This window comes from Rubrivirga sp. SAORIC476 (assembly GCF_002283555.1).
In the GTDB taxonomy this organism is placed as follows: Bacteria; Bacteroidota; Rhodothermia; order Rhodothermales; family Rubricoccaceae; genus Rubrivirga.
This window is the reverse complement of the sequence record NZ_MVOI01000003.1, coordinates 1,714,744-1,740,103: the sequence shown is the minus strand read 5'-3', so window position 1 is coordinate 1,740,103 and position 25,360 is coordinate 1,714,744. Positions and strand designations below refer to the sequence as shown.

Sequence of the window (25,360 nt, the reverse complement as noted above, 5' to 3'; positions counted from 1 at the left end):
GTACGTTCCAGCCGTACCGCCCTCGCCGTCATGGACCCCGGAACGCTCGCCCTGCTGATCCCCATCGTCGCCATCCTGGCCGGGGCCTACCAGCGCGTCACCAAGATCAAGGCCGACACGGCCGCCTCGCTCAAGGACGCCACCGGCCACCTCGACGACGAACTCGCCGACGCCCGGGCTGACCGCGACCGCCTCCGCCGGCGTGTCGAGGCGCTGGAGGCCATCGTCACGAGCGAGGGCTTCGACCTGGAGCGCGAGGCCCGTCGCGCGGGCATCACCGACGCCGCCGGACGCATCGACCCGGCCCTCCTCCGCGACGACCCCGAGGGCTTCGGCGCCGAGGCCGACCGCGCCGACCGTCGCCGCACCCGATGACGCGACGCCGCACTCGACTGAATCGGAGCGCCGAAACGGAACGAGGACGGCCCATCGCCTGAATCGCGACAACTCCGACACACGAATCGCCGGGCGGCGGCCCACCTTGCGGCACGCTTCCCTCCCTGAGCCCATGTCCCGACTGCTTCCTCTCGCCGCCCTCGTCCTCGCCCTCGCGGCCTGCGACGCCTCCGCGCCCGAGCCCCAGCTCGCCACCGCCGACCTCGATGACGCGGCCGTCACGCTCGCCAGCGCCGTCGCCTTCGACGCGGGCGGTCTGCTCGAAGACGCCGCCGCCAGCGCCGCCCTCGCCACGTCGTTCTCCGGCGCCGCCCGCACGTCCGCCCTCGACCGCCCCGGCTGCCGCGCCGACCGCACCTACGACGCCGCCACCGGCGCCTGGACCGCCGTCGCCGACTGCGAGCGCGGCGACCCCGACGGCCGCTTCTACGTCGCCTTCGCGCGCACCTCGACGTACCGCTTCCTCGACGGCGACGGCCAGCCGCAGGAGACCCGCCAGGGCGCCGTCACCGCCGAGCACGCCGTCCTCTCCGGCTCCAGCACGTTCCGCTCGCCCTTCGGCGTCCACGTCCTCCAGTCGCTCACGACCGACCTGACCGTGTCGGACCTCGACGCCGAGTTGGTCACCATCGACGGGACCGTCCAGCGGGCGGCCACCGACACGCTCCGCGGCCCGCGCGGCGAGCGCACGCTGGCCTACGAACTCGACGCCACGCTCGACGGCATCCAGGGCCCGCGCGGCCTCGCCAAGCGCTGGCGCCGCGCCGTCGACGGCACCATCACGGGCACCCTGCGCGCCACCCTCACGCGGACGCCCCGCGACGGCGAGACCTCGCTCGTGGAGATCGATGAGGCGTTCACCATCGAGTTTCCCGTCACCGGCTCCGGCGACCGCGTCGCCGAGATCCTGCTCGGCGGGCGCCGCTACCGCGCCGACATCGACACAGGCGAGATCGGCGGCCTGGCGCTCTAACCTTCCCGCCTCGGCCCCGAGGCGGACAGGCCGACGGCCGTCTCCAGCGCGGGGCGGCCGTCGCTGTGTCGCCCGGCTATCGCGCCCGCTTCGCGCACCACGCGTGGAGAAGCCCGGCCTGGAAGACCTGAACAGGAGGCTCGAACCCGCCGGACACGATGATGGACGCCACCTCTGCCGGAGGCAGGACCGCCACGTCGCGTGCGTATGCCGCCCGCGCGTTCTCCATCCGCTCCGGCGACACCTCCGGTCCAGCCATCAGCACCAGCCAGGCATGGAGCAAGGCGTCGAAATCCGCTGGGTTTGCCCCTGATGCCAGGTCCGCGCTCGCCAGCAGGCCGTCCGGCCGCAGGCGCTCCGCGATCCCGTGGAAGAACGCCGCCCGGTCCGCCCGGTCGAGAATGAACTGGGACACCAGGAAGCACGTGGCCGCGTGGTACGGCTCGCTCGCGGGCAGCGAGTCCAGGTAGCCCTCGTGGAAGACGCATCGGGAGGCGACGCCTTCGCGCTCCGCCCGCTGGCGGCACACGTCGAGCATCGGCCCCGAGGGCTCGACCGCCGTCACGTGCCAGCCAGGAAACCGGTGGGCCAGATGCGTCACTTCCGCCCCCGTCCCCGCGCCGACACAGAGCACGCGAGCGTCGTCGGGCAGGTCCGCGAAGGACCCCGTCACGAGGAGGTAGAGCCCGGCGCGAATCGGCGCCATCGCCTCCCACTGTGCGTCGTAGCGCGCCGCCTGCTGGTCGAAAGCGGCCCGGAGTTCGTCGTCGGTCATGGATGTGGAGGCTGGCGAGCCGCTACGATACCCCGCCTCGGCGCCGAGGCGGGCCTCCTCACGCCCCTAGGGCCGCCCGCACCGCGGCCACCCGCTCCGCCAGCGTCCCGCCCACCACGGTGTACGGAATCCCGCGGATCGTCAGGTCGTTGCGGATCGCCCCGTCCATGTACTGCTGCACCTGCGGATGCACCCGCGTCCCGTCCTGGTCGAACGGGATGTCCGCCGCGCAGACGAACACGTGCGTGTAGCGCTCCCGGCACCGGTCGGCATACGCCTGGACCTCCGGGGGACACGTGCCGAAGAAGAAGAACGCGTACTGCTGGGTCGTGATGGCGTTCGTGTCCACGAACACGAACCGCCGCGCCCGCTCCGCCGCCGCGTCCTCCAGGGCCACGTGCTCGCGGCAGATCGTGACGTAGTCCGCCAGCGGCAGGTCGCCGTCGGCCGCCACCCAGAGCGTCCGCCCGACTTCTTCGACGTACGGCTCGTCCAGCGCCTCGGCCACCGCCTGCGCCAGCGTGCTCTTGCCTGTCGACTCGGCGCCGAGGAAGACGACCCGCTCGACGAAGTGGGCGCGGACGACGGGATCGAGGTGCTCCATGTGGCCCGGAAGATCGGCCCGGATCTGCGTCCCCGACAACGGCACCCGCTCCCGGGCCGGGTCGACGGAAACGTGCACGGCGCCGAGGTGCGCCGCCAGCGCCTCGCCGTAGGCCTCGCTCGTGAACACCGCGTCGACGGGATGCGGAAGGCGGGACGCTGTGAAGGCCCGCTGCACCGCGTCCGGCGCGTCGTCCGGCGGGCACTCGGCCGCCTCGAACGCGAGCACCTCCACGTCCGGGTAGAGCCGCCGCACCCACCCCGCGCGCACCGAGGTGGGCATGGTCGCGATGTCGGGGTTCGCCCACGTCATCACCGTCACCCGGTCGCACGCCGCCCGCGCCGTCTCGATCACGAGCTGGTGCCCCGGGTGCAGCGGCGCGAACGAGCCGACGACGAGGCCGCTAGCGTACCGCATCTGCCGGGGCGATGCCCTGCGCCGCGTAGAGCCGCCGCCACTCCACGACGCCCTGCACGCACAGCACCAGCAGCACGCCGTACACCGCCGAGGTCAGGTACAACCCCTTCAGCGCGTACACCCCGATGGCGACCCCGTCGACCGTGATCCAGATCCACCAGTGGTCCCGCTTGCGGCGCATCATCAGCAGTTGCGCGACGACGCTGCCGCCGAGGATGTACGAGTCGGCGTAGGGCAGCGCCGCGTCCGTGAACTGCCCGAACATCGTCCCGAAGAAGAGCGCCGCGCCGAGCACCGCCGCCCCGGCGATCCACCGCTGGCGGTCCGTGAGGTCCGAGATCGGCAGCTCCCCGCCGCCCGCGCCACCGTGGAGCCACTGCCGCCACCCGACGACGCACGTCCCGAAGAAGAACACCTGCAGCACCACGTCGGCGTAGAGCTTGACGCCGAAGAACATGACGCCGTAGAGCGAGACCGCCACGAGCCCCGTCCACCACGTGTGGACGCTGTTGCGGCGGGCGAGGGTTACCGACGCCAGCGTGAACACGTTGCCGGCGACTTCGAGAGGCTCCATGCGCCGAAGCTACCCCGCCTCGGCGCCGAGGCGGGAGATCAGGCGGACTCCGAGGGCGTCCGCACGCGCCGGGCCCGGGTGCCGCCGCCCCACGCCGCCGGGCGGTCGGCCTCGCCCGCATACGTCGCCGTCTCGCGGACGGCTCCGCCGTCGATGGCGAGGTGGCGCTCGAACGCCGCGTGGTAGCGGTCGCCGCCGTGCAGGATCACCAGCAGCGCCGCGCCCTCGGTCTCCTCCAGGATCGTGTCCATCAGCAGGTCGCGGCCGCGGGCGTCTACGTTGGAGAGGGGCTCGTCGAACACGTAGAGGGCCGCGCGCTTCGTGAGGGCCAGCAGCACCTGGACGCGTCGCTTCTCGCCCTGGGAGAGCCCATCCGGGTCGCGGTCCAGGAAAGGGTCCAGCCCGAGCCGCGACGCGAGGCGCAGGATGCGTGCCTGCTCGACGCCGGACCGCTCGTCCAGCTGGAGGTACTCGCGGACCGTGCCCGGCGGGAAACCGAACGGCAGCAGCACCGAGCTGATCGACGCCAGCGGCGGCACGATCGCGTGGCCCGCCGTCGGGGCGAGCGCGCCGACCAGCAGCCGCGCCAGCGTCGACTTGCCCGACCCGTTCGGGCCGGAGATCAGCACCCGCTCGCCGGGGCGGACGGCGAGGTCGAGGTGCTCGAACAGGGCATCGGCGCCGTGTCCGAACGAGACGTCGCGGAGCAGCGTGACCGGCGTGTCGGCCTCGTGGAAGGGGCTCGGCGCCTCGCTCGCTGCGTCGGTCGTGTACGCGAGGTAGCGCTCCACCTGCCCCTTCGCCGTCGCCACCTCGGGCAGCAGGTCCACCAGCTTGCGCGTCGCCCCGACGACGTGCCAGAACGCCTTCGTGAAGCCGAACAGGCCGCCCACCGTCAGGGCGCCGCGCAGCACCTGGATGCCCGCGCCGACGAGCACGAGGTTCTCGGCGTAGGACAGGAAGAGGGCGCTCGCCGACCGCAGCCGCGAGGCCTCGCGCGTCCGCCGGTAGCGCGTCGCCAGGAGCCGGTCGAGCGCGCCGCCCACGTAGCGCTTCACCACCGCCCCCAGCCCGAACGTCTGCGTGGCCACGTGGCCGCGCACCGAACGGCCCACGTGGGACCGGAGCGTCGCCTCCTCCTCATCGCCCCGGACGGTCTCGGCCGCCACGCGGCCCCCGTACCGACGCGACAGCGCGACGAGCACCGGCACCACCACGGCCAGGCCCAGCGCGACCTCCCACGCGAGGTACAGGCACAGCCCCAGCGCGCCGACCGCCAGCAGCGCGCTCCGCACGATCGACGTCGCCACGCGGACCGTCTCGGCCACGCGGCGCGGCTCGTCGAAGATGCGCGAGAGGTGGTAGCCGGGCTCGTGGGCCGCGACCTTCGCCGGGGCCCGCTCCGAGAACGACTCGAACGCATTTCCCACAAGGTCGGCCGTGAGCGCGTTCGTCAGCTTCCGGTGGACCACCGACGAGACGTAGGTCAGCCCGCGCAGCACGGTCGAGACCACGACCGCGGCCACGATCAGGCGCACGAACAGGCCCGTCGCGCCGTCGGTCAGGCTCTCCACGATCCCCGCCATCAGGAGGGGGTCCACGATGCCCGCCGTGGCCGCCGCCAGCGCCTCGACCGTCAGCACGACGGCGAGGAGGCCCTTGTGCGGGGCCAGGTGGCGCGCCGCCCAGCGGGCGAGGTCGCGGGTGGACAGCGAGGGGGGAGTCGGGCTCACGGGAGGTCGAGGAGGTCGCGGGGGGTGTCGGTGGCGACGCGGTGCAGGAACAGCCCGCACCCGGCGGCGCCGGTGGAGAGGTCGTTGGAGAGGCGGCGGAGGTGGCGGCTCGGGAAGGCGAGCCCCTCGGGCCGCTCCACGCGGTAGCAGAGCACGCCGTCGGCCGCAGCGCAGGCGCGCTCCCGGTAGACCGCCTCGCCCGTCGCGTGGGCCAGGTCGAGCAGGAACTCGCCGATGCCGGAGAGCCCCCACATGCGCCCGTGCGTGGGCGTCAGAAGCGCGCGGGTCCCGTCCGCCGCGCGGCGGGCGGCGTCGAGGTAGGCTGGCTCGTCCAACTCCCGGGCAGCGTGGACGAGGACCTGCCCCACGCCTGCGGTCCCGCCGAACCAGTACGGGCGCGACCCGGCGTACTCGACGTCGCTGCCCCACCGCAGCGCGCCGTCGACCGACGTGGCGTGGGCCAGCTCGAAGTCGAGCGCGTTGCGCGCCGCCTCGCCGTAGCGGACGGCGTCGGTGGCGCGGGCGAGGGCGAGGAAGAACAGCGCCGGGCCGCTGGCGCCGAGGCCCAGCCCCAGCGGCGTCGGGACCGGCCCCTCGGGGCCGTCGGGCGAGGGCCAGCTCCAGCCGTCGTCCGACCGCTCGGCGCGGTCGATCAGGCGCTCCGCGGCGTCAACGGCGCGCTGGAGGGCGTCGCCGTGTCCAGTGCGAGTGTGGTGCACCACGTTCGCCCAGCCCCAGCCCGCGAGCCCCTGGAAGAGGCTCGGGTCGTCGAGGACCGCGGCGGCGGGGGCGGCTCGGGCGAGCAGGCGCTCCGCCTCGGCGCCCTCCCCGAGGCGGGCGAGGACATGGGCGACGCCCGCCGCGCCCGTGTAGAGGCCCGGCGGCAGCGACACCTCGCGGACGCGGTCGAGCATCCAGCTCCGAGCGGCGTCCGGAACGCGCCCGGTCACCTCGTCGAGAAACAGGGCGATGCCTGCCGCGCCGTAGACGAGGTTGAGCGGGTTCGTGTCGTAGACCCGCGCGTCGGCGGGCCACAGGCGGTCCGTACGGTCCGGGTCGGCGGTGGCGAGCACGAAGTCGACCGTGCGGCCGACGGCGTCGGGCAACGCGGGGACCGGGTCGGGCGTGGCGCGGGTGAGGGGGCTGGGAGGGGCGGAGGCGACGGGCATCGGTTCAGGCATACGAGGGGACAGAGAGCGTGGGCGCCCAGGTGTCGAGGAGGTCGCTCGCGCGGTCGGCGTCACCGGCGGCCAGCGCCGCGATCACGTCGCGGACCTCCTCGGGCAAGCCCGCCGCCACGAACCGGTCGATGAAGCGCGGGGCGGCCTCGGGGTGGAGGCGGAAGAAGTGCTGGACGGGCATCACGAGGCTGTAGAGGGCCATCCCGGCCGCGTACAGGTCGTCGGCGGGGGTGACGGCGCGGCGGCCGGCTTCGTCGAGCGGACGGAAGCCGGGCGTGTACCAGCCTCGCGCCAGCGTCGCCACGCGGTCGTCGGGCCGGTGCGCGCTCTCCACGTCGATCAACGTCACGCCCAGCGTGTCCGCGTCGACCATGATGTTGTTCGGCGACAGGTCGCCGATCACGTAGCCCGCCTCGTGGACAGCGCGGACAGCGGCGAGCAGCCCACGGGCGACAGTGTGGAACACGCCGCAGAACTGGCCGACCCGCTCGGGGTCGTCCATGTGGGTCGTCAGGATGATCTCGGGGCGCCCGCGGAACGACCGGAGGGGCTCGCCCGGGGCGAACGACTGGGCCAGGAACGTGTGCTCCCAGGCGCGGTGCAGCCCGAGCGGCTGGACCGTCACGCCGGTCCCGGCGAGGTCGGTCAGCACGGCGTGCTCGTGCTCCAGCATCCCGACGGCGTCGAGGTAGCCGTCCTGCATCGACCACGAGCTGGTGTGCGGGCGGGCTTCCTTGAGCACCGCGTCCGCGCCGGTCGCGAGGTCGGTGGCGAGGTACACGCCGCCGGTGTTGCTGAACGCGAGCGCCTCCCGGATCTCGAATCGGTCGCCGATACGGAGGTCGCCCCCGCTGGCGGCGTCCTCGGGCGGGAAGGGGTCCGCGATGCCCTCGGGGAGGGCGAAGAAGGGCTGCCGCCGGTCGGGCAGGTCCGAGCCGTCGACGCCGCGGATGAGGTACTCGCGCGTCCCGTCGGGGCGCATCCGCGAGCGGCGCGAGAACCCGCCGTAGCGGTAGAACACGCACCGGCTGCCGGGGACGCGCCGGTCGGACAGGATGTAGGGCCCGTCGAACTCCGCCGTCGCCTCGGCGAGGCGCGCGGCCAGTCCTTCGAAGGCGTGGTCGGACTCCGGGTAGAGGGTCATGAACTTGCCCGACGAGCCTCGGCTGGCGCGCTTCGAGTTGATGTGGCTCAGCAGACGCGGGTCGGCGGCGCACTTGAACTCGGTGGCCGTCTCGCCACAGATCATGGCGACGCGGCGAAGGATCTCTTCGGCGTCGTCGGGGACGGCCGAGACGTGGAGCTTGAAGCCCTGGTCCGGGTACCGTCGCCAGGGCGGCCGGGCGGCCATCCAGACGCCGCTCCGCTCGACGGACCAACTCTCGAGGAGCACGTCGGTCAGGACGCGCTCGAACTCGGGCGAGTGGGCGTACCGGCCGATGGGCTCGTGGTAGAGAGGGTCGACGAAGGGAAAGGCGCTCATGGGGCAGAGAGAGAAAGAAGGGGGCCTGCGACGGGCGCGGGGCGAGTGCCGGGGGGCGAGGAAGGATCCTGGCCCCCCGGCACCCGCCCCACACGCGGCTATGAAAAGGCGCGGTGGGGCGAGAGCGGCCGACGGACAGCGGCGCGGGAGCGCCGGGCGTCCGGTGGCCTCGGGGCGTCTTAGCGTCCCACCTCAGCCTCGGCCTTGGTGTTGTTGCAGTTGACGCTGACGGTGCTCCAGCCGGCGTCTTCGTCGGTGTCGATGGCGAGGCGCTGGAGGTCGAGAATGTTGCTCATGGTGTAGAGGGGGTTGATTGAAGGGTGGCCGTCCCGGCGAATCCGGGAGACCGGTCTGGACAGGCAGTCGCCCGTCACAGGGGGGGTGGCGATGGCGCCCGGAGTGGGCGCCCGCCAGTCAGGGCGCCTTACCGGCCCACCTCGGCCTCAGCCTTGGTGTTGTTGCAGTTGACGCTGACAGTGCTCCAGCCGGCGTCTTCGTCGGTGTCGATGGCGAGGCGCTGGAGGTCGAGAATGTTGCTCATGGTGTAGAGGGGTTGATTGAAGGGTGGCCGTTCCGGCGAATCCGGTGGGCCGATCTGGGCGATCACTCGCCGCAGGAGGGGTGGCGATGGCGCCCGGGATGGGCGCCCGCCAGTCGAGGGGGTCTACTGACCGATCTCCTCGGCCTTGGTGTTGTTGCAGTTGACGCTGACGGTGCTCCAGCCGGCGTCTTCGTCGGTGTCGATGGCGAGGCGCTGGAGGTCGAGAATGTTGCTCATGGTGTAGAGGGGTTGATTGAAGGGTGGCCGTCCCGGCGAATCCGGGGGACCAGTCTGGACAGGCAGTCGCCCGTCACAGGAGGAGGCGCGGAGGGAAGGCCCTCTGCGCACGAGGGGGGTTAGTAGCGCGTGCAGGTCTCGGTGCAGCCGATGCTGACGTCGCTCCACACGGCGGTAGAGGTGTCGGTGTCGAGGACGAGGCGCTGGAGGTCGAGGACGTGGGTCATGGAATCGAGAGTGGAGAGGAGGGGGGACGAGAGGGGCGGTGGGTCAGCCGCCGAACCAGTAGCTGAGTTTGAGGAGGACGGTGTCGCGAGGCTCGGCCAGGAACAGGTCCGGGAAGCCGTTGAGGGGGTCGAGGGTGCCCGAGGGGTCGAACTGCGACTGCCCGCGGCTCCAGACCAGGAAGAGGGCCGAGCCGGGCCGGTACTGCCAGCGGAGGACGGCATTGGTGTTCATCTCCGCGACGGAAAAGTCGGGGCGTCCGATGGCGTAGTCGGCCGTGCCATCCGCGTCGGCGTCGACGGCGTAGGCCGCGCCGTCCGTGTCCAGGGTGGCGTCGAGGGCGCGGTAGCGGTCCTCGGGGCGCCGGGCGCCGGGGTCGGCGACCCGGGCGAATCGGTCGTAGCGGCCCGCAGCGAGGAACGGCTGCGCGTAGAGCTGCACCGTCAGGTCGGGCGTGAGGGCGATGTCGCCGCGGAGCGTGACCGAAACCGAGGACTGGTCCAACTGGCCGACGACGTAGTCGAGAGCGCTCGCCCGGCTCCGGGTGGTCACGTACTGGTCTGGGCGGGACACGTGCGCGCCACTCAGGCGGAGTGAGAGGGTCGCGTTCGGGGCGGGGCGGTACGAGGCCTCCAACCCGGCCGAGAGCGACCGGCCGGTCGTCCCGAGGCGCCAGTCAGCGGCACCATCGGCGATGAGGCGGAGCGGGCGGCGGCGGTCGGTCGCCACGGAGCCCGAGACGCCCACCGAAGGGTCTGTGCGGAGGGCCGGGCCGCCGCGCAGCGCGGCCACGTCGAGGGCGCCGGTGCGGAAGTCGCCGCTGATGGCCGCGCTCCACAGCGAGGAGAAGGTGGTCGAGACCGAGGGCGCGAGGCGGAGCAGCGTCTGCTCGCCGCCCCACGTCCAGCCTGCGCTCTGGTAGAGCGCGAGGCGGAGGTAGCGGACCGCCGGGCTCGGCTGCGTCAGGGTGTAGGCGACCGACGCCTCCTGGGCGATCTGGTCGGCCTGGCGGAGGTAGCCGATGTCGTTGAGCTCGAAGCCCGGCGACGTCCCGAGCACGAGGCCGCTGTAGGTGAACGCGCCCCGGATCTTCGAGACGCCCGCCAGCGCGCTGACGCCGGAGAGGCGGGTGCGCTCGGGGTCGTACGCGAGGTGGTCGGCGTCGGGACGCTGGTAGTAGCGGGCCGAGGCGCGCTGCAGTCGGGCGATGGACGCGGCCGAGCCGCTGACGGAGCTGCCGAAGGCGGCGGCGAAGGCCTGGTAGGTGCCCTGGCCGAAGCGGTGGTTGACGTCGACCCCGCCGGCGACGGCGTCGCCCGGCAAGCGGTCGGCGAGGGACGGCGTGTCGAGCTGCATCCGGTGGACGCCCGTCCCGATCGCGCCGACCGTGGTGGCGCCGTCGCGGAAGCGCCGCTGGGCGCGGACGACGTTGTAGGAGGTCGCGGGCTCGACCGCTGCGACGCCCTCGACGCCCGCCCCCGTCACGAACGGGGCCGACTCGCGGGCCGTCAGCGCGGAGAGCGCGCCGACGCTCCAGTCGCCGACCTGGCCGGAGAGCTTCGTCGCCCCCAGGATGGTCGACGCCTCCGGGGCGTCGAGGTAGCGCGCCTCGGGCACGATGGCGGAGGGCTCGCGTCCGATGCGCCGCGAGTAGAAGAGCGTCGCGCCCGTCGTCTGGAAGATGTCGGTGCCCTCCTGGAAGAACGGGCGGCGCTCCGAGAAGAAGGTCTCGTAGGCCGAGAGGTTGACCTCCGAGGGGTCGGCCTCGACCTGCCCGAAGTCTGGGTTCACCGTCGCGGTCACCGTCAGGCCGGAGCCTAGCTGGTAGGTCAGGTCGGCGCCGACGGAGCTGGCAAGGGCGGCCCGCTCGTCGAACGGGTTGCCCTCCACGACCGGCGCCCGGGTGGCGCGGGTGACGGCGTACGGCCGGACTTCGAGGCCGCGACCGGGCTCGGCGGTGGCCACGCCCGCCAGGGTGCCGAAGAGCGACACGTAGCGGTCGTCCTGGACCGAGAGCGGGCTCCACGAGCTCGTCTCGCCGAGGCGGGCCGTCCGGCGGGTGAAGTTGATGCCCCACTCGGGCGTGCCGCTCTGGAAGCGGATCTGAGAGAGCGGGATGCGGATCTCGGCCACCCAGCCGTCGGCGTGGACCGCGGCGGCGCCGTCCCAGACGGCGTCCCAGTCGTCGTCCTGCTGGGTGTCGTTGGAGAGGAGGTAGTCGCGGCGGACGCCCCGCGGGTTGAGGGCGAACGCGAAGGCCGAGCGGTCGTCGTCGTAGCTGTCGATCTGGACCGTGAACCAATCGGAGTAGCCGTTCGTGTCGCGGCGGAAGAGGCGGGCGACCACCGAGTCCGGGGCGCTGTCGTGCATCCGGGCACCGACGTAGAGCGCGTCGGCGTCGCGGACGACGCGGACCTCGGTCTGAAACGCGGGCGCCGCGCCGGGCTGGGGCGTCTGCTGTCGGAAGCCATCGGCCGGACGGGCGGCGGCCCAGGCAGCGTCGTCGAGGCGCCCGTCCAGGGTGGGGGCGACGTCGACACGGGGGGCGCGGACCACGAGCGACCCGTCGTCCGCTCGCACGGCCTCCGCCGCGGAGGGCGCAGGCGCCTGGGCGGTCACGCCGAGGGCGAGGAGGAAGGAGAGGGAGAGGAGGAGGGCGCGGGTCATGGTCGAGGGGCGGTCAGAGGCAGAGGAGGCAGGTGGGGACAGCGTTTAGCGAGCGCGAGACAGGACCCGGTGGGTGTCCAGGCGCCGCGCGGACCCGTCGTCCAGCTGCACCTCGTCCCAGCCGGTACCGCTCAGTCGGAGGGCGGGGCGGTCGAGGGGGGGCACGGCGGCGTCGAGGCGGACGCGGATCTCTGTACACCGCTCGACGGGCGTGCCGCCGGGCGTCGTGACCGAGGCGGGCTCGTCGGCCGTGAAGTCGTAGACGATCACGTAGACGTCGCCGTCGCGGTAGTAGTGGACCGACTCGGTGGAGTCGTCGGACTCACCGAACGAGGCGGAGTCGGCGTCCACGTGGCGCTCGGTCTGGACGACGCGGCCCTCGACGACGTACTCGACCGTCAGGTCGGTCCGGGTCGGTGGCAGGAAGTGGAGGTCGTGTCCGGTGTCGGTCGGGGTCTGGCGGAGACGCACGGCCCGGCGGTCCGGGCGGTCGGCGTCGACCAGGTCCAGGTCGAGGACGCCCTCGGCGCGAAGGGCCACGTCGAAGTAGGCGTCGAACGTCCCGCGGCGGGCGGCGTCGAGGACGACGGGCAGGCCGCCGCTCCGGCGGACCGTCAGACGCGCCGGGGGCGCATCGGCGGTCGTCTCCTGACTCCGAACGACGATGTCTCCGACCTGGGCGGGTCGCGCCTCACTCGGACCCATCGGAGAGGTGCCGCACGCGGCGAGCACGAGTCCTGCGAGCAGGAGGGAAAGCGAGGCAGGAGAGCGTCGGCGGGGGGCAGTCATGCGGGGCGTGCTGGAGGGGGTGGCGTGGGGACACCCTCAACAAACCGACCTGCAGGACCTCAAAACAGGGCGGTATCGGCATCGCCCCCTCAGCGTCATGCCCCATGCGGACTAGTCGGATTCTCCTGGTTCCCAGCGTGGAGCTCGATTCTTTGCTCGTGCTATGAATTCGTGCAGGTCAAGTCGGCACTTCAGATATCAGGTGTGCCGTGTTTGCCACTGCCCCTGGCCGCAGGTCGAGGCATGGGCGGCGTCCTGTGACGCGTCCCGATGCGAGAGGCGTGGCTGTGTCTCTGCTGCCCGGCTCGGGCTCGTCTATTTCTCGCCGATCCCGTGTTTCCAGGCCCAGGCGACGGCCTCGCGCGACGACGTCAGGTCGAGCTTCTCGTAGACGTTCGTGAGGTGGTTGCGGACGGTGTGTTCGGAGATGTCCAGCTCGTCGGCGATCTCGGTATTGGAGCGTCCGCCCGCGAGCGACCGGAGGACCTCGGCCTCGCGGTCGGTCAGCTCGGCGAGGGCGTCCTCGGGGGGCATCACGAACCAGCGGGTCTCGCCCCGCGAGACGGCCCGGACCGCCTCGGCGATCACGGCGGCAGGCTTCTCCTTGGTCAGGAAGCCCGCGACTCCGCATGACTGGAGGCTGTGGAGGTAGGCGGCATCGTCGTAGGCGGACAGGACGAGGACCCGAGTCGGGAGGGCCTCCTCGTGGATCGCCCGCGCGAGGTCGACGCCGGACATGGCCGGGAGGTCGAGGTCGGTCACGACGACGTTCGGGCTCAGGCTGCGCACGAGGTCGAGGCCCCGCTCGGCCGTCCCGGCCTCGCCGACGATCTCGACGGCCCAGCCGCCGCGCTCGGCCTCGCGCTCGATGAGGGCCCGAATGCCGGAGCGCATCGGCGGATGATCGTCGACGAGGACGACGCGGATGGAAGCGAGCATGGGGGGGGGAGTCAGGCGGGGCGGGGCGTGCCGTCGAGGCGGAGGCGGGTGCCGTGGCCGGGGCGAGAGGCGACCGTGAGGCGGGCGTCGACCGCCTCGGCACGCTCACGCATCCCGAGGAGGCCGAAGTGGCTGCGGTCGTCGTCGGGGTGGCGCTCCGGGTCGAACCCGGCGCCGTCGTCGCCGACGGTCAGGGCGTACCGGTCGGCACGGGCGTCGAAGGCGATCTCGACGTGGTGCGCTCGGGCGTGAGCCCCGATGTTGTTGAGTGCCTCCTGTGTGAGCCGGTAGAGGGTCAGGCGAAGCTCGTCCGAGTAGGCGTCCACGGCGTCTGAGTCGGCGGCGAGCGTCGCATCGACCTCGATGCCGGGGTTGTGGCGCTCGAACCGGCGGATGAGGGAGCGGAGGGCGTCGGCGAGCGAGTACCGGTCGAGCGCGGGGGGACGCAGGTTCTCGACAACCCGCCGCAACTCGCGGACGATCTCCAGAAGGTCCTGCTCGAAGGCCGTGTGGCCGTCCGCCTCCAGGAGGCGGCGGAGGGCGTGGAGGGCCTGGAGGGGGCCGTCGTGGATCTCGCGCGCGATGCGGAGCCGCTCGCGCTCGCGGGCGGCGGCGAGCGTCTGGCGGTACATCTGGAGTTCGGTCTTGCGGCGGTCGTCGCGGGCGATCCGCCGGAGCGCCCAGACCGCGAAGGCGATCCCTCCCAGAGTGAGGAGGCCGAACACGCCGAGCGCCACCGGGACCGGGATGCGGCGCGCGTAGTAGAGCGACAGGTCCCCGCCGTCGATGTCGACGCCGCTCCGGACCTCGGCGCCCGAGCCGGTGAGGTCGCCTCCGTAGGCCGCCGAGATGCGTCGAAGGGCCGACGGCTCGATGCGGAGCGAGTCGCCCCGGCTGGAGCGGATCAGGACCGACGAGTCGGGACGGGTCTCGAACTCGTACAGGAGTCCGCTGCTGACCTCCCCCACTGCGCCCCGCGTCGGGAGGTCCGTCGGCTGGGCGGCCGGCGCGGCGGCGAGCAGGCCGAGCGCCAGCCACAGGCCGAGTCCGGGCGCGTGCAGAAAGGGAGAGAAGCGGGGCACCATCGGGTCGCCTGGGGAGCGAGGCCGCATACACCCCTAATGAACAGCGATGTATGCGGCGGACATCGTGCGTCGAAGAGCACGGGGCTCCGATGCAGACTCCCCGTGCTCACGGATGATCCCTCGCACGCGCGGGCCTGCGGTGCCGTCACCGATGCGTCGGTGCTCGCGTTCCGGGGCGGCACGCCGGCGTGCCGCCCTTCACCTCGGCGCCGAGGCGGGGGGCGGCTTCTGGCTCGTCGGCCTCGGTTACGATCTCGTGGAAGACCGTCTGGCCGGTCCGCAGCATCCGCCGGGCATACGGGTGGCACAGCTTGCACTTCTGCCCGAACGTGGCGCAGGCCTGCAACTGGGGCACCGTCTCGGCGCCCGTCGCGTCGGCGACCTCCGCCAGCGCGGCGAAGGTCGTGTCGAAGCAGAAGCAGCGGTCGATCCTCATCGGGCGACCGTCAGCGGCAGCGTCACCACGCCCGCCTCGGTGGCCGCGCGGACGAGGTAGGTGCCCGGCGCGAGGCCGCTCGCGTCCACGCTCAGGCGGTGCGTGCCTGCGCCGAAGCCGCCGTCGGCCAGCCGGGCGACGGGGCGGCCGAGCACGTCGAAGAGCTCGACCCGGACGTCGGCGTTGCGGTCGAGCGTCAGCGCCAGCGCGGTCCGCGTGTGGGCCGGGTTGGGGCCGTCCAGCGCGAGCCCGAGGCCGGAGGCGTCGACGGTCTCGACGGTCGTGCCGAAGCCGTTGGGGCTCGTGGCGACGTACGACGGAAAGACGCCTGCCGCGAACGTCTCGACGAGGGTCCCATCGTCGCGGTGCAGCGTGACCGTCCCGTTCGCGCCGAACGGGTTGTCCGGGTCCGGCCTGCCGAGGATGAAGCCGCTGCCGTCGGCCGAGGCCGCCAGCGCCGTGATCGGCAGCGTGTCCGCGTCGTCGATCTCCACGAGCCGGTAGTCGCCGTCGGAGCTGGTGAGCACGATCACGCCCCGCTCCGACGAGATGGCTGCGAAGGCGCCGTCTCGTGTGAGGCCGCGACGGGTAAGGATGCCCGGCATCGAGGCCGCGTCCTGCCCGATGCCGTTGGGGTCGCCGATCTCGAACCCGAACGCGATCCGGCGCGTGACCGTCCGCGTGGCCGGGTCCACCAGGACCGCCTCGTCGGTGTCGGTGCAGACCGCCCACGCCGACGGCGACACCCCCACCACGAACCGCGCCGCACACTCGATGTCGATGTAGCCGGTCAGCGTGTCCGTGGCCGGGTCCAGGACCGCGAGCGAGTCTTTGCCTCCGAACGCGCCCAGTGCGACGATGGCGTACGTCGCAGTCCCCACCGAGACCGTCGTCACGTCCTCCGGCGTGCCCTCCACCGGGATCGGCGTCCCGGCCGTGTTGGTCGCCAGGTTGAGGGGCGTCACGAACGACGCGCCGCCGCTGTAGTCCTGGTTCGTGACGTAGGCCTTGTCCGTGCCCACCTCGGCCAGGTAGCGCGGGTTCTGGACGTTCTGCGTGATCTGCCCGACGAGCGCGCCCGTCCCGAGGTCCAGCACGTCGACGCGGCTGGTGCCCGAGAACGAGTCGCCCGCGGTCAGGTAGAGGTGGTCGCCGATGATCTCGGCGCCCTGCGTGTAGATCCGCCCGCCGGCGAGCGTGGAGGACGACGGCGGCGCGAACACGCCTGAGACCCGCACGACGGAGCTGTTGTTGGCGCCGAACGCGCCCTGACTGAGGACGAGGCCTTCGAACTCCTGTGCCCACGCGGGCGCGGCGAGGAGGACGAGGAGGAGGAGAAGCGAACGAGACATGGTCTAGAGAGAGGAGAGGGTGAGCCGCACGCGGACGTGCCGCGGCGGCATGGGGTACTGGCGGACGAGCGCGTACCGCGCGTCCAGGAGGTTTTCGAGGCGCACCGCCAGCACGGCGGCGGCGGGGCCGACGCGCAGGCGGCCCGACAGCCCGGCGTCCACGACGGTCGCGGGCGGAAGGCGGGCCGTGCCGTCTGCGGCGGTGGCGCGCGTGCCGGTGTGCTCCAGCCCGGCGTCGAGGCGGAGCGGCCCGGCGCCCAGCGCGAGGTCGGCGCGGACGAGGCGGGCGGGTACGTACAGCAGGCGCTGGTCGAAGGACGACGCCTCGGGGTCGGTGCGGTCGCGGGCGTCGGTCCACGTCATCAGCCCGCCCACCTCGGCGAAGCGGCGGGCGGTGCCGAGGCGGAGGCGGGCCGACAACTCGGCGCCGCGCGTCCGGGTCTGGCCGATGTTCTGGGGCGCCCAGTAGAAGCCGTCGTCGAACCGGCCGGGCCTCCAGACGATCTGGTCGGCCAGCGCGCTCGCGAAGACGGTCGCCTCGGCGGTGGCGGCGAGCGGACCGAGGTGGGCCTCGGCGGCCGCGCCTGCGTCGGCCGTCCAGCCGCGCTCGGGGCGCAGGGCGGGGTCGCCGCCGGGCATCCAGAAGCGGTCGTTGAACGTCGGCGCGCGGAAGGCGCGGCCCGCGCTCGCCTTCAGCCACAGCCTGCGCACGACGTGCAGGTTGACGCCGGCCTGCGGGCTGAGCGCCGTCAGCGTCTCGCCAGTCGGCGCGGCGACGCGGTCCAGGCGGAGGGCCGGGTAGAGGTGGAGCGGCCCGTGCTGGCCGACCGCGCTCGCGAAGACGGCCTGCGCGGTTTCCTGCGCGTCCTCGGTCAGGCTCGGGTGCTCGGCCCGTCCGCCGCGCGCCTCGACGCCCGCCGCGAGGTGCCAGCGTCCGCTTCCGAGGCGGACCGCCCGGTCGGCCTCGATGCGAAGCGACGCGGCCTCGGTCTGCCCCGTCTCGTCGAGGCCCGACGCCGGGCTGAGGTAGCGGAGCGACGACCGCTGCGCCAGCCCGCCGACCCGCACCCGCGTACCGCCGAGGCGGAGCGCGTGGTCGGTCCAGACGCGCAGCGCGCGGTCGGTTTGGCGGGCCTGCGAGACGCCCGAGAAGGCGAAGATCCCCCGCTCGGCGTCGGTCGCCAGCAGGCCCGCCGTGCCTCGCCACCGGCCGATCTCGGACGACACGCGTCCGAACAGAGCGTCCCGCTGCACATCGGCGTTGGCGCGCGGCGCCGTCACGCCGACGGTCTGGGTGGCCGGGTCGAAGCGCGTCGAGTCGACGTAGAGGTAGTCGCCGGTGGCCTCGTCGTGGTCGAGGGCGAGGACGGCCGAGAGGCGCGCCGAGCCACCCGAGAGCAGGAGCGCGCCGCCGCGCTCACCCCAGGCGCCGGTCCGCAGGTCGAGCCGGGCGCGGGGCTCGCCGGGGGCGGGCGTCCGGACCTGCACCACGCCGCCGACGCCGTCGGTCCCGTACAGCGCCGACGCCGCCCCGTGGGCGACCTCCACGGCCTCGACGACCCCGGCCGGGAGCAAGCCGAGGTCGAGCTGCCCGAGCTGCGGGTCGGCGATGCGGTGGCCGTCGAGGAGCACCAGCGTCTGGGCCGCGCCCGTGCCCCGCAGCGACAGGCTCGCGAGCCCGCCCGGCCCGTAGCGCTTCACGAACACGGCGGTGCGTGCTTCGAGCGCGTCGGCGACGGTGGTGGCCCCGGCGGCGTCGAGCGCGTCGCGGCCGAGGACGGTCACGCGGGACGCGGCCTCGCGCGTGGCGACGGCCTCGCGGGCGGCCGTCACCGTGACGGCGCCGAGCGTCGAGTCGGGCGCGGCCGTCGGTGCGGACGGTTGCGCGGCGACGGCCGACGGCAGGAGGAGCGAGAAGAGGAGGGCGCGGAGGCGCCCCGCAAGCGGGCCTTGCAGCATCAAAAAACCCCGCGCCTCAAGCAGGCACGGGGTCACACGCGCGCGGGCCGGTCGGTCCGCGTCGGGCACACCGCACCTCTGGTCCCGGAGGCGGTAGGGAGCGTCGCGCTCGGGCAGGTCTCCTGGCTCACGGCCCGGTCCCGCCATGCGGGACGTGCGTCTGGCTCGGCCCCGACCTTCCCCTCCCGAGGGAGAGTGGTCGCGGGCGTCGTCGCCGACGGCGGGCCGCCTACAGTTGCGGGGACAGCTCCGGAGTGGCCGCGAGGCGGCGTCACCGGATTCCCTTTTCATCCGCGCCGACGCGCGGAACCCGAGGCGGGGTGAAAGAGCAGGCTCCAAGGTAGGTCTGTCCGTCCGCCAGCGACCGGCCCCCCATCGGATTCACACGCATCCCCGTACGGAGTCGATGCCTGCGCGCCCCGCTCTGATCGTCGCCCGTGTCCTCCCGAGCGGTAGAGGACCTCGGCCCCGGCCACGAGCCCGTCCTGCCGCCGGTCGTGAACGGGAGGGCGACGCAGGGGGGGGGCGCCAGACCCGGGGTGACACGCGCGAGGTCGCGAGGACTCGTTGTCGATGCGGTACGCTCTAATCGTGTAGTCCCCCGACGCATGATTGGGGTGTGGGTGCGGTATTGGAGGCATCCGTTCGCCCGACAGGTCGTCTCGGCGGAACGGTCCTGTTCCTCACCCGCAGGTAGCCCATGTCGCTCGTCTCTCGCCGCTCCTCCGCCCTGGTGCGGAGTGTCCTCGCCGCCTCCGCGCTCCTTCTGGTCGCCACCGGCTGTGACCGGGACACTCCCGCCCCCACGCCCGATACCGACCTCGACGCGTCGGTGTTCGCCTTCGCCGACGCCGTCGGGGAGGCGCCGGAGGGGTGGACGGGCCCCGTCTTCGAACTCAGCCACGACTACCCGACCGCCGACCCCGGTCCCTGTGCCCCGGCCGACTGCCCCTGGCTCGGTCTGACTGCCGCCACCGACTTCGAGTCCCAGAGCGACTCGTCGATGGCGCCGGGCGCCTGGGAGAACTCGATCTGGCCGGAGTGGATGGAGACGGTCAAGACCGTCATCCGCCAGGGGCAGGACGACCAGCTCTCCAACGAGGCGGGCTTCCGCAGCACCGTGAACGGCCAGACGGCGTGGTACCACGTCCCCTGGATGGCCTACGACCCGACGGTCGGGCGGGAGTTCATCCACGGCACCACCAACGAACGGACGGCCCACCTCTCGGACCTGCTCGGCGCGAGCGCGCGCATCGCGGTCCACGAACTGCCCCCCTCGGTCGCGACCCGGGACGGGAGCCCGGGCCAGGACCCCATCGGGGCCGATGACTGCCCCGAGGCGAACGCGGCGGGCTTCGAGACCTGGGCTGTGGGGATGTACAACACCTACGGCGGCTACGCGCTCGGGCAGGCGTTCCCCGCCAGCGGCGAGGCCCAGGTGGTACAGGTCGACGGGCGGCCCGCGCCCGCCGGGCTCCCGTTCCCGACCGGGACGCTGGTGACCAAGTTCCTCTTCACGACCGCCCCCACCTCCTGCGTCCCCTACCTCGAAGGCGCGCCCGAGTGGACAGTCGACCGCCACACGCTCGACGAGAGCGACTCGACGTTCGCGTGCCGCCGGACGCCCCAGACGGTCCGCCTGGTGCAGGTCGACGTGGCCGCGGTGGACCCGAAGTCGCCGACGCGCTGGATCTATGGCACGTTCGCGTACAACGGTCTGCTGCCCGGCGACACGATCTGGGACCGTCTCCAGCCGGTCGGCATCCAGTGGGGCAGCGACCCCGACACGTTCCCAGCGGTCGAGGAGGCCGACAGCGTGCCCGCGCGCCAGGGCGTCCTGAACGTGGCGATGACCGAGGACTCGACGGCCATCTACGAGCACTTCGGGTGCCGAGGTCGGCTGGCCGGGCCAGTCGACAACAAGCTATCGTCTTGCATGTCGTGCCACGCGTCGGCGTACGCGGCGGCCTCGGGCATCTCCGAGATGGGCACCAACGTGCCGCCGTCGTTCGGCTACTCGGGCATCTGCGAGGAGTACTCGGCCGAGAACGCGGACTACTTCTTCAACAACCTCTTCCCGGACGCCTACCACGGCGGCCAGTACCCCGACGCGCTGAACCTCGACACGTCGATGCAGCTGTCGGTGGCCTTCACCCAGTACCAGACGTTCACCGTGAATCAGGAGCCGAAGGGCTGCACGCTGGACGGTGGTGCCACCCCGACGGTCGCGTCGGCCTGGCGTCCATGAGCCGCTACTCCCGCCGCTCGTTCCTGAGCACCGTCGGCGGGGCCGCTGCGGCCGCCCCGCTCCTGCCGCTCGCCGGCTGCCAGGCCGTCGAGGCGGCCACCGCGCCCACCTCGGGCGACGGCTCGGCCGGCGCCGCCCCCGAGGTCGTCCGCTCCGGGCGCGTCGTGGACGTGACGCTGACGGCCGAGCGCGTCGAGCGCACGTTCGAGGCCAGCACGGGCACCGAGACCCGGGCCCGCCTCCGCGCCTACAACGGCCAGATCCCCGGGCCGCTGCTCGAACTCCGCCCCGGCGACCACCTCCGCGTCAGGCTGGAGAACCGCCTCCCGCCGACCGACTCGGCGGGGTGGACGGGCGACCACAACGTGCCGCACGCGCTCGACACGACCAACCTGCACTTCCACGGGCTGAGCGTCATCCCGCACCTGTTCCAGCCCGTCGGCACGAGCGACCCGACGGCGGAGATGATCGCGGTGCGGCCCGGCGAGGACCTCGTCTACGAGATCCCGATTCCGGACGACCAGCCGGACGGGCTCTACTGGTATCACCCCCACCACCACGGCTCGACGGTGGTGCAGGCGGTGACCGGCATGGCGGGGGGCATCGTGGTCCGCGGGCCGGTCGACGAGGTGCCCGAGGTGGCCGCGGCCGCCGAGCACTTCCTCGTGTTCAACGACATCGGCCTGTTCCCCAGCGAGGACGGGTCGGACGTGTGGGAGTACGAGCCCAAGCAAAACAGCCTGTGGGACACGCTGGGCAACCAGGTCGAGATCTGGGATCCGTCCACCGAGACCATGATCCCGGCGCCCGACCTCAAGGGCGGGTTCTCGACGGGCGACTACAAGCGGCGCTACTACCTCGTCAACGGGGAGCCGTTCTTCCGCGAGGACCACAACTTTGGGACCGGTCCCAAGGTGACGCCGCCCGGCTGCCCGCCGACCGTCCAGTTCGACCCGGCGGCGATGCCGCTGGGCACGCAACTCGCGGTCCCGCGCATCACGATGCGGCCGGGCGAGGTGGCGCGCTTCCGGCTGCTGAACGCGATGTCGGACAACGTCATGCCGATCGCGGTGGAGGGGCACGACCTACAGGTGATCGAACTCGACGGCGTCAACTTCCCGACGCCGCAGCTGCGGCCCGCGGTGCCGATCACGAACGCCTACCCGGACCAGCAGCTCCTGCTGGCCCCGGCCAACCGCGCCAGCTTCATGCTGCGCGCGAACGCCACGCCGGGCGTCTACAAGGTGATGCAACTCGCGCAGTGCGCGCAGTTCCTCTACAGCAGCCCGCGCGTGCTGGCCGAGATCGAGGTCGCGGGCGACCCGGTGACGATGGCGATGCCGACGGCGCTCCCGGTCCCGACGCGGGAGTACCCGCTGATCTCGCCCGACGAGGTCAAGCGCGTCCGCAACGTGGTCTTCAGCATGCAGTTCGAGGGAGGACTGAACCCGCTCATCAAGCTGGACTTCATGATCAACAACGCCGTCTACGACGAGCGCTCGGTGCAGGCGGTCGTGAACGTGGGCGACGTGGAGGAGTGGCACCTGACCGTGCCCAGCATGATGGAGGGCGGCTCGGAGGGCCACCCGTTCCACATCCACGTCAACTCGTTCGAGGTGATCTCGATCAAGAACCTGTCGACGGGGGTGGTGACACCGTTCGCGCCGGGCACCATCCAGGACACGATCTGGATTCCGGCCGACCACACCGTGGTCATCCGGTCCAAGTTCAAGCAGTGGACGGGCAAGGCGGTGTACCACTGCCACATCCTGCCGCACGAGGACACGGGCATGATGCAAAACTTCCTCATCCTCCCCGAGCACTCCGGTCACTGACCTCATCCACCTCGGTGGCTGTCGGGTCGGCGTGGGGCGTGCTAAGGACACGCGCCGCGGCCCGCGCCCCCGTGGCTCGTTCCTCTTTCTCCCTCTCCAATGGCCCGCTCCGCTCCCCACCCGTCGAAGAAAGCCTCCGACTCCGGCTCGTTCTACCCGCCCGAGGACGGCCTGCCGACGCTCCCGGCCATCGACTGGGGCAGCATCGGGGCGACGGCGCCGACGGTTTTCCCCGCCTCGGGCGACGCGCTCCCCGAGGCGGACGTGGTGGTGATCACCTGGGCCGAGGCCGAGTGGGCGGCGCTCCAGCACGTCTTCGTGAGCAGCGGCGAGGCCATGACGCACGACCAGTCCAAGGACGACCACGAGTGGACCCAGTGGACTCGGTACGACAAGGGCATGCCGCCGTACTCGGGGCACGACGCGGAGTCGTGGACCTACTGGGGCCTGTACTGCCTGGTGCAGATGGGCTCGACGCGGGTGCTGCTGTTCAAGTCCAACACGCACCTCGACTGGCCGGGCGCGGCCTACCTCGGCTCCATGATCGAGCAGATCGTCAAGGAGTCGAGCCCGTCGATGCTGTTCTCGATCGGGACGGCGGGCGGATCGCGGCTGACGGACCACCTGGGCGCGGTCAACGTGGTCAACGCGGGAACGCTCTACAGCGCGTCGGACCCGACGAGCGACTGGCCGACCTACGCGAGCGACTACACGCCGGACTGGACCACGATCTCCAAGAGCGGCTTCGATGCGCTGCTGGTGGACATCCCGGCGACGGAGGACCGGCTCCAGGCCCTCGCCGATGCCTTCAACGCGCACTACGGGACGGACACTCCACTCCACGGCACAGACCCCGACACGCCCAGTTTCGACCCGCTGGACCTGTGCACGCCGACGAGCCCGGTGGCGCTGAACGATCTCGTCACGCCGACCAACGTCCCGCTGCTGACGACGGCCACGTTCGTGGTGGGCACGACGGACGGGCAGTACGCGGACTACGCGGTGATCGAGATGGACGACGCCGTGATCGGGAAGGTGTGCCAGGAGAAGGGCGTGGCGTTCGGGTTCGTCCGCAACGTGTCGGACCCGGCGCAGAACGCGGTGCTGCCGTCGGAGGTGCAGGGCAACTGGGGGAGCGCGGTGTACGAAACGTTCGGGCTCTACACGAGCGTCAACGGCGCGCTGGCGACGTGGGCGCTGATCGACGCGATGGCGTCCAGCGATGCGTGACCCCGTTCCACCTCGGGGACTCGGTCGGCCGGGCGCCCGAGGTGGGAGGTCTCAGGCGCGCGGTAGGTCCCCCTCGCCCTTGAGCGGCAGCGGCGAGGCGCCCCGGAGGTACACGTCCACGGCCTGGGCGGCCTCGCGGCCCTCGGTGAGCGCCCACACCACGAGCGAGGCGCCGCGCTGGGCGTCGCCCGCCACGAACACGCCCGCGTCGGCGGTCGCGTACTGCGTCGCCTGGACGCGCCCGCGCGGGTCGAGCGTCACGGCGGTCTGCTCCACCAGCGCCTCGGTCTCCGGTCCGGCGTAGCCGATCGCCATCACCACCAGGTCGGCGTCCCAGACGCGCTCGGTGCCCTCGATCACCTCGACGTGGAAGCCCCGCGACAGGTCCACGGTCGCGTCGAGGGTATGGACCTGCTGGACGTGGCCCTCGCCGGAGAACGCCTGGGTGGCGACGGACCAGACGCGGTCGCCGCCCTCCTGGTGGGACGACGAGGTGGACAGGGCCGGGCTGCGGAAGGGCCACGCGGCGCCCTGCGGCACGCGCTCAGGGGGCTGCTCGGTGATCTGGAAGCTGACGACCGACGCTGCGCCCTGCCGGTGCGCCACGCCGATGCAGTCGGACGCCGTGTCGCCGCCGCCGATGACGAGGACCCGCTTGCCCGCCGCGTCGATGGTGGGTGCCTCCGCGTCGCCCGCGGCGACCCGGGCGTGGCTCGTGAGGAAGTCCCAGGCCGTGTGGATGCCGCCCAGCTCGCGGCCGGGAACGGGCAGGTCGTGGGCGCGCGTGGCCCCGGTCGCGATCACGACCGCGTCGTGCCGGGCGCGGAGGTCGGCATAGCTCAGGTCGCGGCCGATCTCGACGCCGCACGCGAAGGCGATGCCCGAGGCGCGCATCACGTCGAGTCGCCGGTCGACGACGCCCTTGGCGAGCTTGAAATCGGGGACGCCGTAGCGGAGGAGGCCGCCCGGCTTGTCGTCGCGCTCGTAGACCGTGACCGCGTGGCCGACAGTCGCCAGCTGGGCCGCCGCCGCCAGCCCGGCCGGTCCGCTCCCGACGACCGCGACGCTGTGGCCCGTCGGCGGGACGCCCACGATGGGCTGCACCCAGCCCTCCTCGAACGCGCGCTCGCCGATGGTCCGCTCGATCTGCTCGATGGTCACCGGCTCGGCCAGCAGCCCGAGCACACAGGCCGACTCGCACGGCGCGGGGCAGATCCGCCCGGTGAACTCGGGGAAGTTGTTGGTGGCGCTCAGCAGGTCGTACGCCTCCCGCCAGCGTCCCTCCCGGACGGCCTCGTTGAAGTCGGGGATCGGGTTGCCGAGCGGGCAGCCAGACTGACAGAACGGGACGCCGCAGTCCATGCAGCGCCGCGCCTGCACGGTCACCTCGGGGGCGAGGAGCGGCAGCTCGACGGGCAGGTTGTCGGCGATGCGCTCGGCGACGGGCCGGTAGGGAGCCGTTCGGCGGGGGAGGGCGAGGAAGTCGAAGGTGGACATGAGGCGTAGAGCGTCGTGTGTCGTGCGGACTCGGTGTCCGGTTCATGTCATCCTGAGCGGAGGTCGCAGGCCGGAGTCGAAGGATCTCTGGTACGACGGGGTCTCGTCTCGTTGGCGAGAGCGTTGGTCAGCGCTCGTGCTCGTCAGAGATCCTTCGACTCGCTCCGCTCGCTCAGGATGACAC

At 72.6% G+C, this 25,360-nt stretch carries 22 protein-coding genes and 1 riboswitch; of the genes, 5 read left to right on the top strand and 17 right to left on the bottom strand.

All coding sequences use genetic code 11. The features are described from left to right. Positions 1–30 precede the first annotated feature (30 nt). Positions 31–375 carry a hypothetical protein gene (locus B1759_RS09050; protein ID WP_095514685.1) on the top strand — a complete coding sequence of 115 codons (345 nt, stop codon included), beginning with the start codon at positions 31–33 and terminating at the stop codon, positions 373–375. A 133-nt stretch (positions 376–508) separates the two neighbouring features. Next, complete coding sequence (locus tag B1759_RS09045; RefSeq protein WP_095514684.1) at positions 509–1,369, top strand: hypothetical protein; 861 nt, start codon at positions 509–511, stop codon at positions 1,367–1,369. Positions 1,370–1,445: 76 nt separating this feature from the next. Here B1759_RS09045 and B1759_RS09040 read toward each other — a convergent pair whose 3' ends face one another. The 16 genes from B1759_RS09040 to B1759_RS08980 all read right to left on the bottom strand — a co-directional run bounded on the left by B1759_RS09040 (position 1,446) and on the right by B1759_RS08980 (position 18,366). Then, on the bottom strand, positions 1,446–2,144 hold the full coding sequence (locus B1759_RS09040) for a class I SAM-dependent methyltransferase (protein WP_095514683.1): 699 nt from the start codon (positions 2,142–2,144) through the stop codon (positions 1,446–1,448). A 58-nt stretch (positions 2,145–2,202) separates the two neighbouring features. Further along, a complete protein-coding gene (locus B1759_RS09035) occupies positions 2,203–3,165 on the bottom strand; it encodes an AAA family ATPase (protein ID WP_095514682.1) in 963 nt (320 codons plus the stop codon). Then, the gene (gene pnuC / locus B1759_RS09030; RefSeq protein WP_095514681.1) at positions 3,152–3,739 is read right to left on the bottom strand and encodes a nicotinamide riboside transporter PnuC; all 588 of its coding nucleotides are present in this window, start codon (positions 3,737–3,739) and stop codon (positions 3,152–3,154) included. Before pnuC ends, B1759_RS09035 begins: the two co-directional genes overlap by 14 nt. A 38-nt stretch (positions 3,740–3,777) precedes the next feature. Further along, positions 3,778–5,472, bottom strand: a complete 1,695-nt coding sequence (locus tag B1759_RS09025) for an ABC transporter ATP-binding protein (RefSeq protein WP_095514680.1) — start codon at positions 5,470–5,472, stop codon at positions 3,778–3,780. Further along, the gene (locus B1759_RS09020; RefSeq protein WP_158225187.1) at positions 5,469–6,641 is read right to left on the bottom strand and encodes a lanthionine synthetase C family protein; all 1,173 of its coding nucleotides are present in this window, start codon (positions 6,639–6,641) and stop codon (positions 5,469–5,471) included. The genes B1759_RS09025 and B1759_RS09020 overlap by 4 nt, the downstream gene beginning before the upstream one ends. Before the next feature lie 4 nt (positions 6,642–6,645). Next, positions 6,646–8,136: a hypothetical protein gene (locus B1759_RS09015; RefSeq protein WP_095514678.1), complete on the bottom strand. Its 1,491-nt coding sequence runs from the start codon at positions 8,134–8,136 to the stop codon at positions 6,646–6,648. A gap of 179 nt (positions 8,137–8,315) precedes the next feature. Next, complete coding sequence (locus B1759_RS19980; protein ID WP_198948800.1) at positions 8,316–8,432, bottom strand: class III lanthipeptide; 117 nt, start codon at positions 8,430–8,432, stop codon at positions 8,316–8,318. Positions 8,433–8,560: 128 nt separating this feature from the next. Next, complete coding sequence (locus B1759_RS19975) at positions 8,561–8,677, bottom strand: class III lanthipeptide (protein WP_198948800.1); 117 nt, start codon at positions 8,675–8,677, stop codon at positions 8,561–8,563. Positions 8,678–8,800: 123 nt separating this feature from the next. Further along, entirely contained in the window at positions 8,801–8,914 is a 114-nt protein-coding gene (locus tag B1759_RS19970) for a class III lanthipeptide (RefSeq protein WP_198948799.1), read from the bottom strand. A gap of 270 nt (positions 8,915–9,184) precedes the next feature. Next, on the bottom strand, positions 9,185–11,806 hold the full coding sequence (locus tag B1759_RS09010; RefSeq protein WP_095514677.1) for a DUF5916 domain-containing protein: 2,622 nt from the start codon (positions 11,804–11,806) through the stop codon (positions 9,185–9,187). Between the two features lie 45 nt (positions 11,807–11,851). Beyond that, the gene (locus B1759_RS09005; RefSeq protein WP_143537322.1) at positions 11,852–12,595 is read right to left on the bottom strand and encodes a hypothetical protein; all 744 of its coding nucleotides are present in this window, start codon (positions 12,593–12,595) and stop codon (positions 11,852–11,854) included. A gap of 315 nt (positions 12,596–12,910) precedes the next feature. Next, a complete protein-coding gene (locus B1759_RS09000; protein ID WP_095514675.1) occupies positions 12,911–13,534 on the bottom strand; it encodes a response regulator transcription factor in 624 nt (207 codons plus the stop codon). An 11-nt stretch (positions 13,535–13,545) separates the two neighbouring features. Continuing rightward, positions 13,546–14,616 carry a sensor histidine kinase gene (locus B1759_RS08995; protein ID WP_143537321.1) on the bottom strand — a complete coding sequence of 357 codons (1,071 nt, stop codon included), beginning with the start codon at positions 14,614–14,616 and terminating at the stop codon, positions 13,546–13,548. A gap of 148 nt (positions 14,617–14,764) precedes the next feature. Next, positions 14,765–15,055: a hypothetical protein gene (locus tag B1759_RS08990; RefSeq protein WP_198948798.1), complete on the bottom strand. Its 291-nt coding sequence runs from the start codon at positions 15,053–15,055 to the stop codon at positions 14,765–14,767. After that, positions 15,052–16,407 (bottom strand): T9SS type A sorting domain-containing protein, encoded by a 1,356-nt coding sequence (locus B1759_RS08985; protein ID WP_095514673.1) that lies wholly within the window; start codon positions 16,405–16,407, stop codon positions 15,052–15,054. Before B1759_RS08985 ends, B1759_RS08990 begins: the two co-directional genes overlap by 4 nt. A 3-nt stretch (positions 16,408–16,410) precedes the next feature. Continuing rightward, on the bottom strand, positions 16,411–18,366 hold the full coding sequence (locus tag B1759_RS08980; protein ID WP_095514672.1) for a TonB-dependent siderophore receptor: 1,956 nt from the start codon (positions 18,364–18,366) through the stop codon (positions 16,411–16,413). A gap of 94 nt (positions 18,367–18,460) precedes the next feature. After that, positions 18,461–18,695, bottom strand: a riboswitch (cobalamin riboswitch). Between the two features lie 371 nt (positions 18,696–19,066). Here B1759_RS08980 and B1759_RS08975 point away from each other — a divergent pair. The 3 genes from B1759_RS08975 (at position 19,067) to B1759_RS08965 (ending at position 23,679) form a co-directional block, all read left to right on the top strand. Continuing rightward, positions 19,067–20,614 carry a hypothetical protein gene (locus B1759_RS08975; protein WP_198948797.1) on the top strand — a complete coding sequence of 516 codons (1,548 nt, stop codon included), beginning with the start codon at positions 19,067–19,069 and terminating at the stop codon, positions 20,612–20,614. Further along, the gene (locus B1759_RS08970; protein ID WP_095514671.1) at positions 20,611–22,449 is read left to right on the top strand and encodes a multicopper oxidase family protein; all 1,839 of its coding nucleotides are present in this window, start codon (positions 20,611–20,613) and stop codon (positions 22,447–22,449) included. Before B1759_RS08975 ends, B1759_RS08970 begins: the two co-directional genes overlap by 4 nt. 99 nt (positions 22,450–22,548) lie before the next feature. After that, positions 22,549–23,679, top strand: coding sequence for a hypothetical protein (locus B1759_RS08965; protein WP_095514670.1), 1,131 nt, complete (start codon positions 22,549–22,551; stop codon positions 23,677–23,679). A 51-nt stretch (positions 23,680–23,730) separates the two neighbouring features. Here the strand turns inward: B1759_RS08965 and B1759_RS08960 are convergent, their stop codons facing one another. Next, positions 23,731–25,176, bottom strand: coding sequence for a glutamate synthase subunit beta (locus B1759_RS08960; protein WP_095514669.1), 1,446 nt, complete (start codon positions 25,174–25,176; stop codon positions 23,731–23,733). Positions 25,177–25,360 lie beyond the last annotated feature (184 nt).

Excerpts from the sequence above, each read along its gene's own strand:
- B1759_RS09050 (WP_095514685.1), top strand. The coding sequence starts at position 31 with ATGGACCCCGGAACGCTCGCCCTGCTGATCCCCATCGTCGCCATCCTG.
- B1759_RS09045 (WP_095514684.1), top strand. The coding sequence starts at position 509 with ATGTCCCGACTGCTTCCTCTCGCCGCCCTCGTCCTCGCCCTCGCGGCC.
- B1759_RS09040 (WP_095514683.1), bottom strand. The coding sequence starts at position 2,144 with ATGACCGACGACGAACTCCGGGCCGCTTTCGACCAGCAGGCGGCGCGC.
- B1759_RS09035 (WP_095514682.1), bottom strand. The coding sequence starts at position 3,165 with ATGCGGTACGCTAGCGGCCTCGTCGTCGGCTCGTTCGCGCCGCTGCAC.
- pnuC (WP_095514681.1), bottom strand. The coding sequence starts at position 3,739 with ATGGAGCCTCTCGAAGTCGCCGGCAACGTGTTCACGCTGGCGTCGGTA.
- B1759_RS09020 (WP_158225187.1), bottom strand. The coding sequence starts at position 6,641 with ATGCCCGTCGCCTCCGCCCCTCCCAGCCCCCTCACCCGCGCCACGCCC.
- B1759_RS09015 (WP_095514678.1), bottom strand. The coding sequence starts at position 8,136 with ATGAGCGCCTTTCCCTTCGTCGACCCTCTCTACCACGAGCCCATCGGC.
- B1759_RS19980 (WP_198948800.1), bottom strand. The coding sequence starts at position 8,432 with ATGAGCAACATTCTCGACCTCCAGCGCCTCGCCATCGACACCGACGAA.
- B1759_RS19975 (WP_198948800.1), bottom strand. The coding sequence starts at position 8,677 with ATGAGCAACATTCTCGACCTCCAGCGCCTCGCCATCGACACCGACGAA.
- B1759_RS19970 (WP_198948799.1), bottom strand. The coding sequence starts at position 8,914 with ATGAGCAACATTCTCGACCTCCAGCGCCTCGCCATCGACACCGACGAA.
- B1759_RS09010 (WP_095514677.1), bottom strand. The coding sequence starts at position 11,806 with ATGACCCGCGCCCTCCTCCTCTCCCTCTCCTTCCTCCTCGCCCTCGGC.
- B1759_RS09005 (WP_143537322.1), bottom strand. The coding sequence starts at position 12,595 with ATGACTGCCCCCCGCCGACGCTCTCCTGCCTCGCTTTCCCTCCTGCTC.
- B1759_RS09000 (WP_095514675.1), bottom strand. The coding sequence starts at position 13,534 with ATGCTCGCTTCCATCCGCGTCGTCCTCGTCGACGATCATCCGCCGATG.
- B1759_RS08990 (WP_198948798.1), bottom strand. The coding sequence starts at position 15,055 with ATGAGGATCGACCGCTGCTTCTGCTTCGACACGACCTTCGCCGCGCTG.
- B1759_RS08985 (WP_095514673.1), bottom strand. The coding sequence starts at position 16,407 with ATGTCTCGTTCGCTTCTCCTCCTCCTCGTCCTCCTCGCCGCGCCCGCG.
- B1759_RS08980 (WP_095514672.1), bottom strand. The coding sequence starts at position 18,366 with ATGCTGCAAGGCCCGCTTGCGGGGCGCCTCCGCGCCCTCCTCTTCTCG.
- B1759_RS08975 (WP_198948797.1), top strand. The coding sequence starts at position 19,067 with ATGTCGCTCGTCTCTCGCCGCTCCTCCGCCCTGGTGCGGAGTGTCCTC.
- B1759_RS08970 (WP_095514671.1), top strand. The coding sequence starts at position 20,611 with ATGAGCCGCTACTCCCGCCGCTCGTTCCTGAGCACCGTCGGCGGGGCC.
- B1759_RS08965 (WP_095514670.1), top strand. The coding sequence starts at position 22,549 with ATGGCCCGCTCCGCTCCCCACCCGTCGAAGAAAGCCTCCGACTCCGGC.
- B1759_RS08960 (WP_095514669.1), bottom strand. The coding sequence starts at position 25,176 with ATGTCCACCTTCGACTTCCTCGCCCTCCCCCGCCGAACGGCTCCCTAC.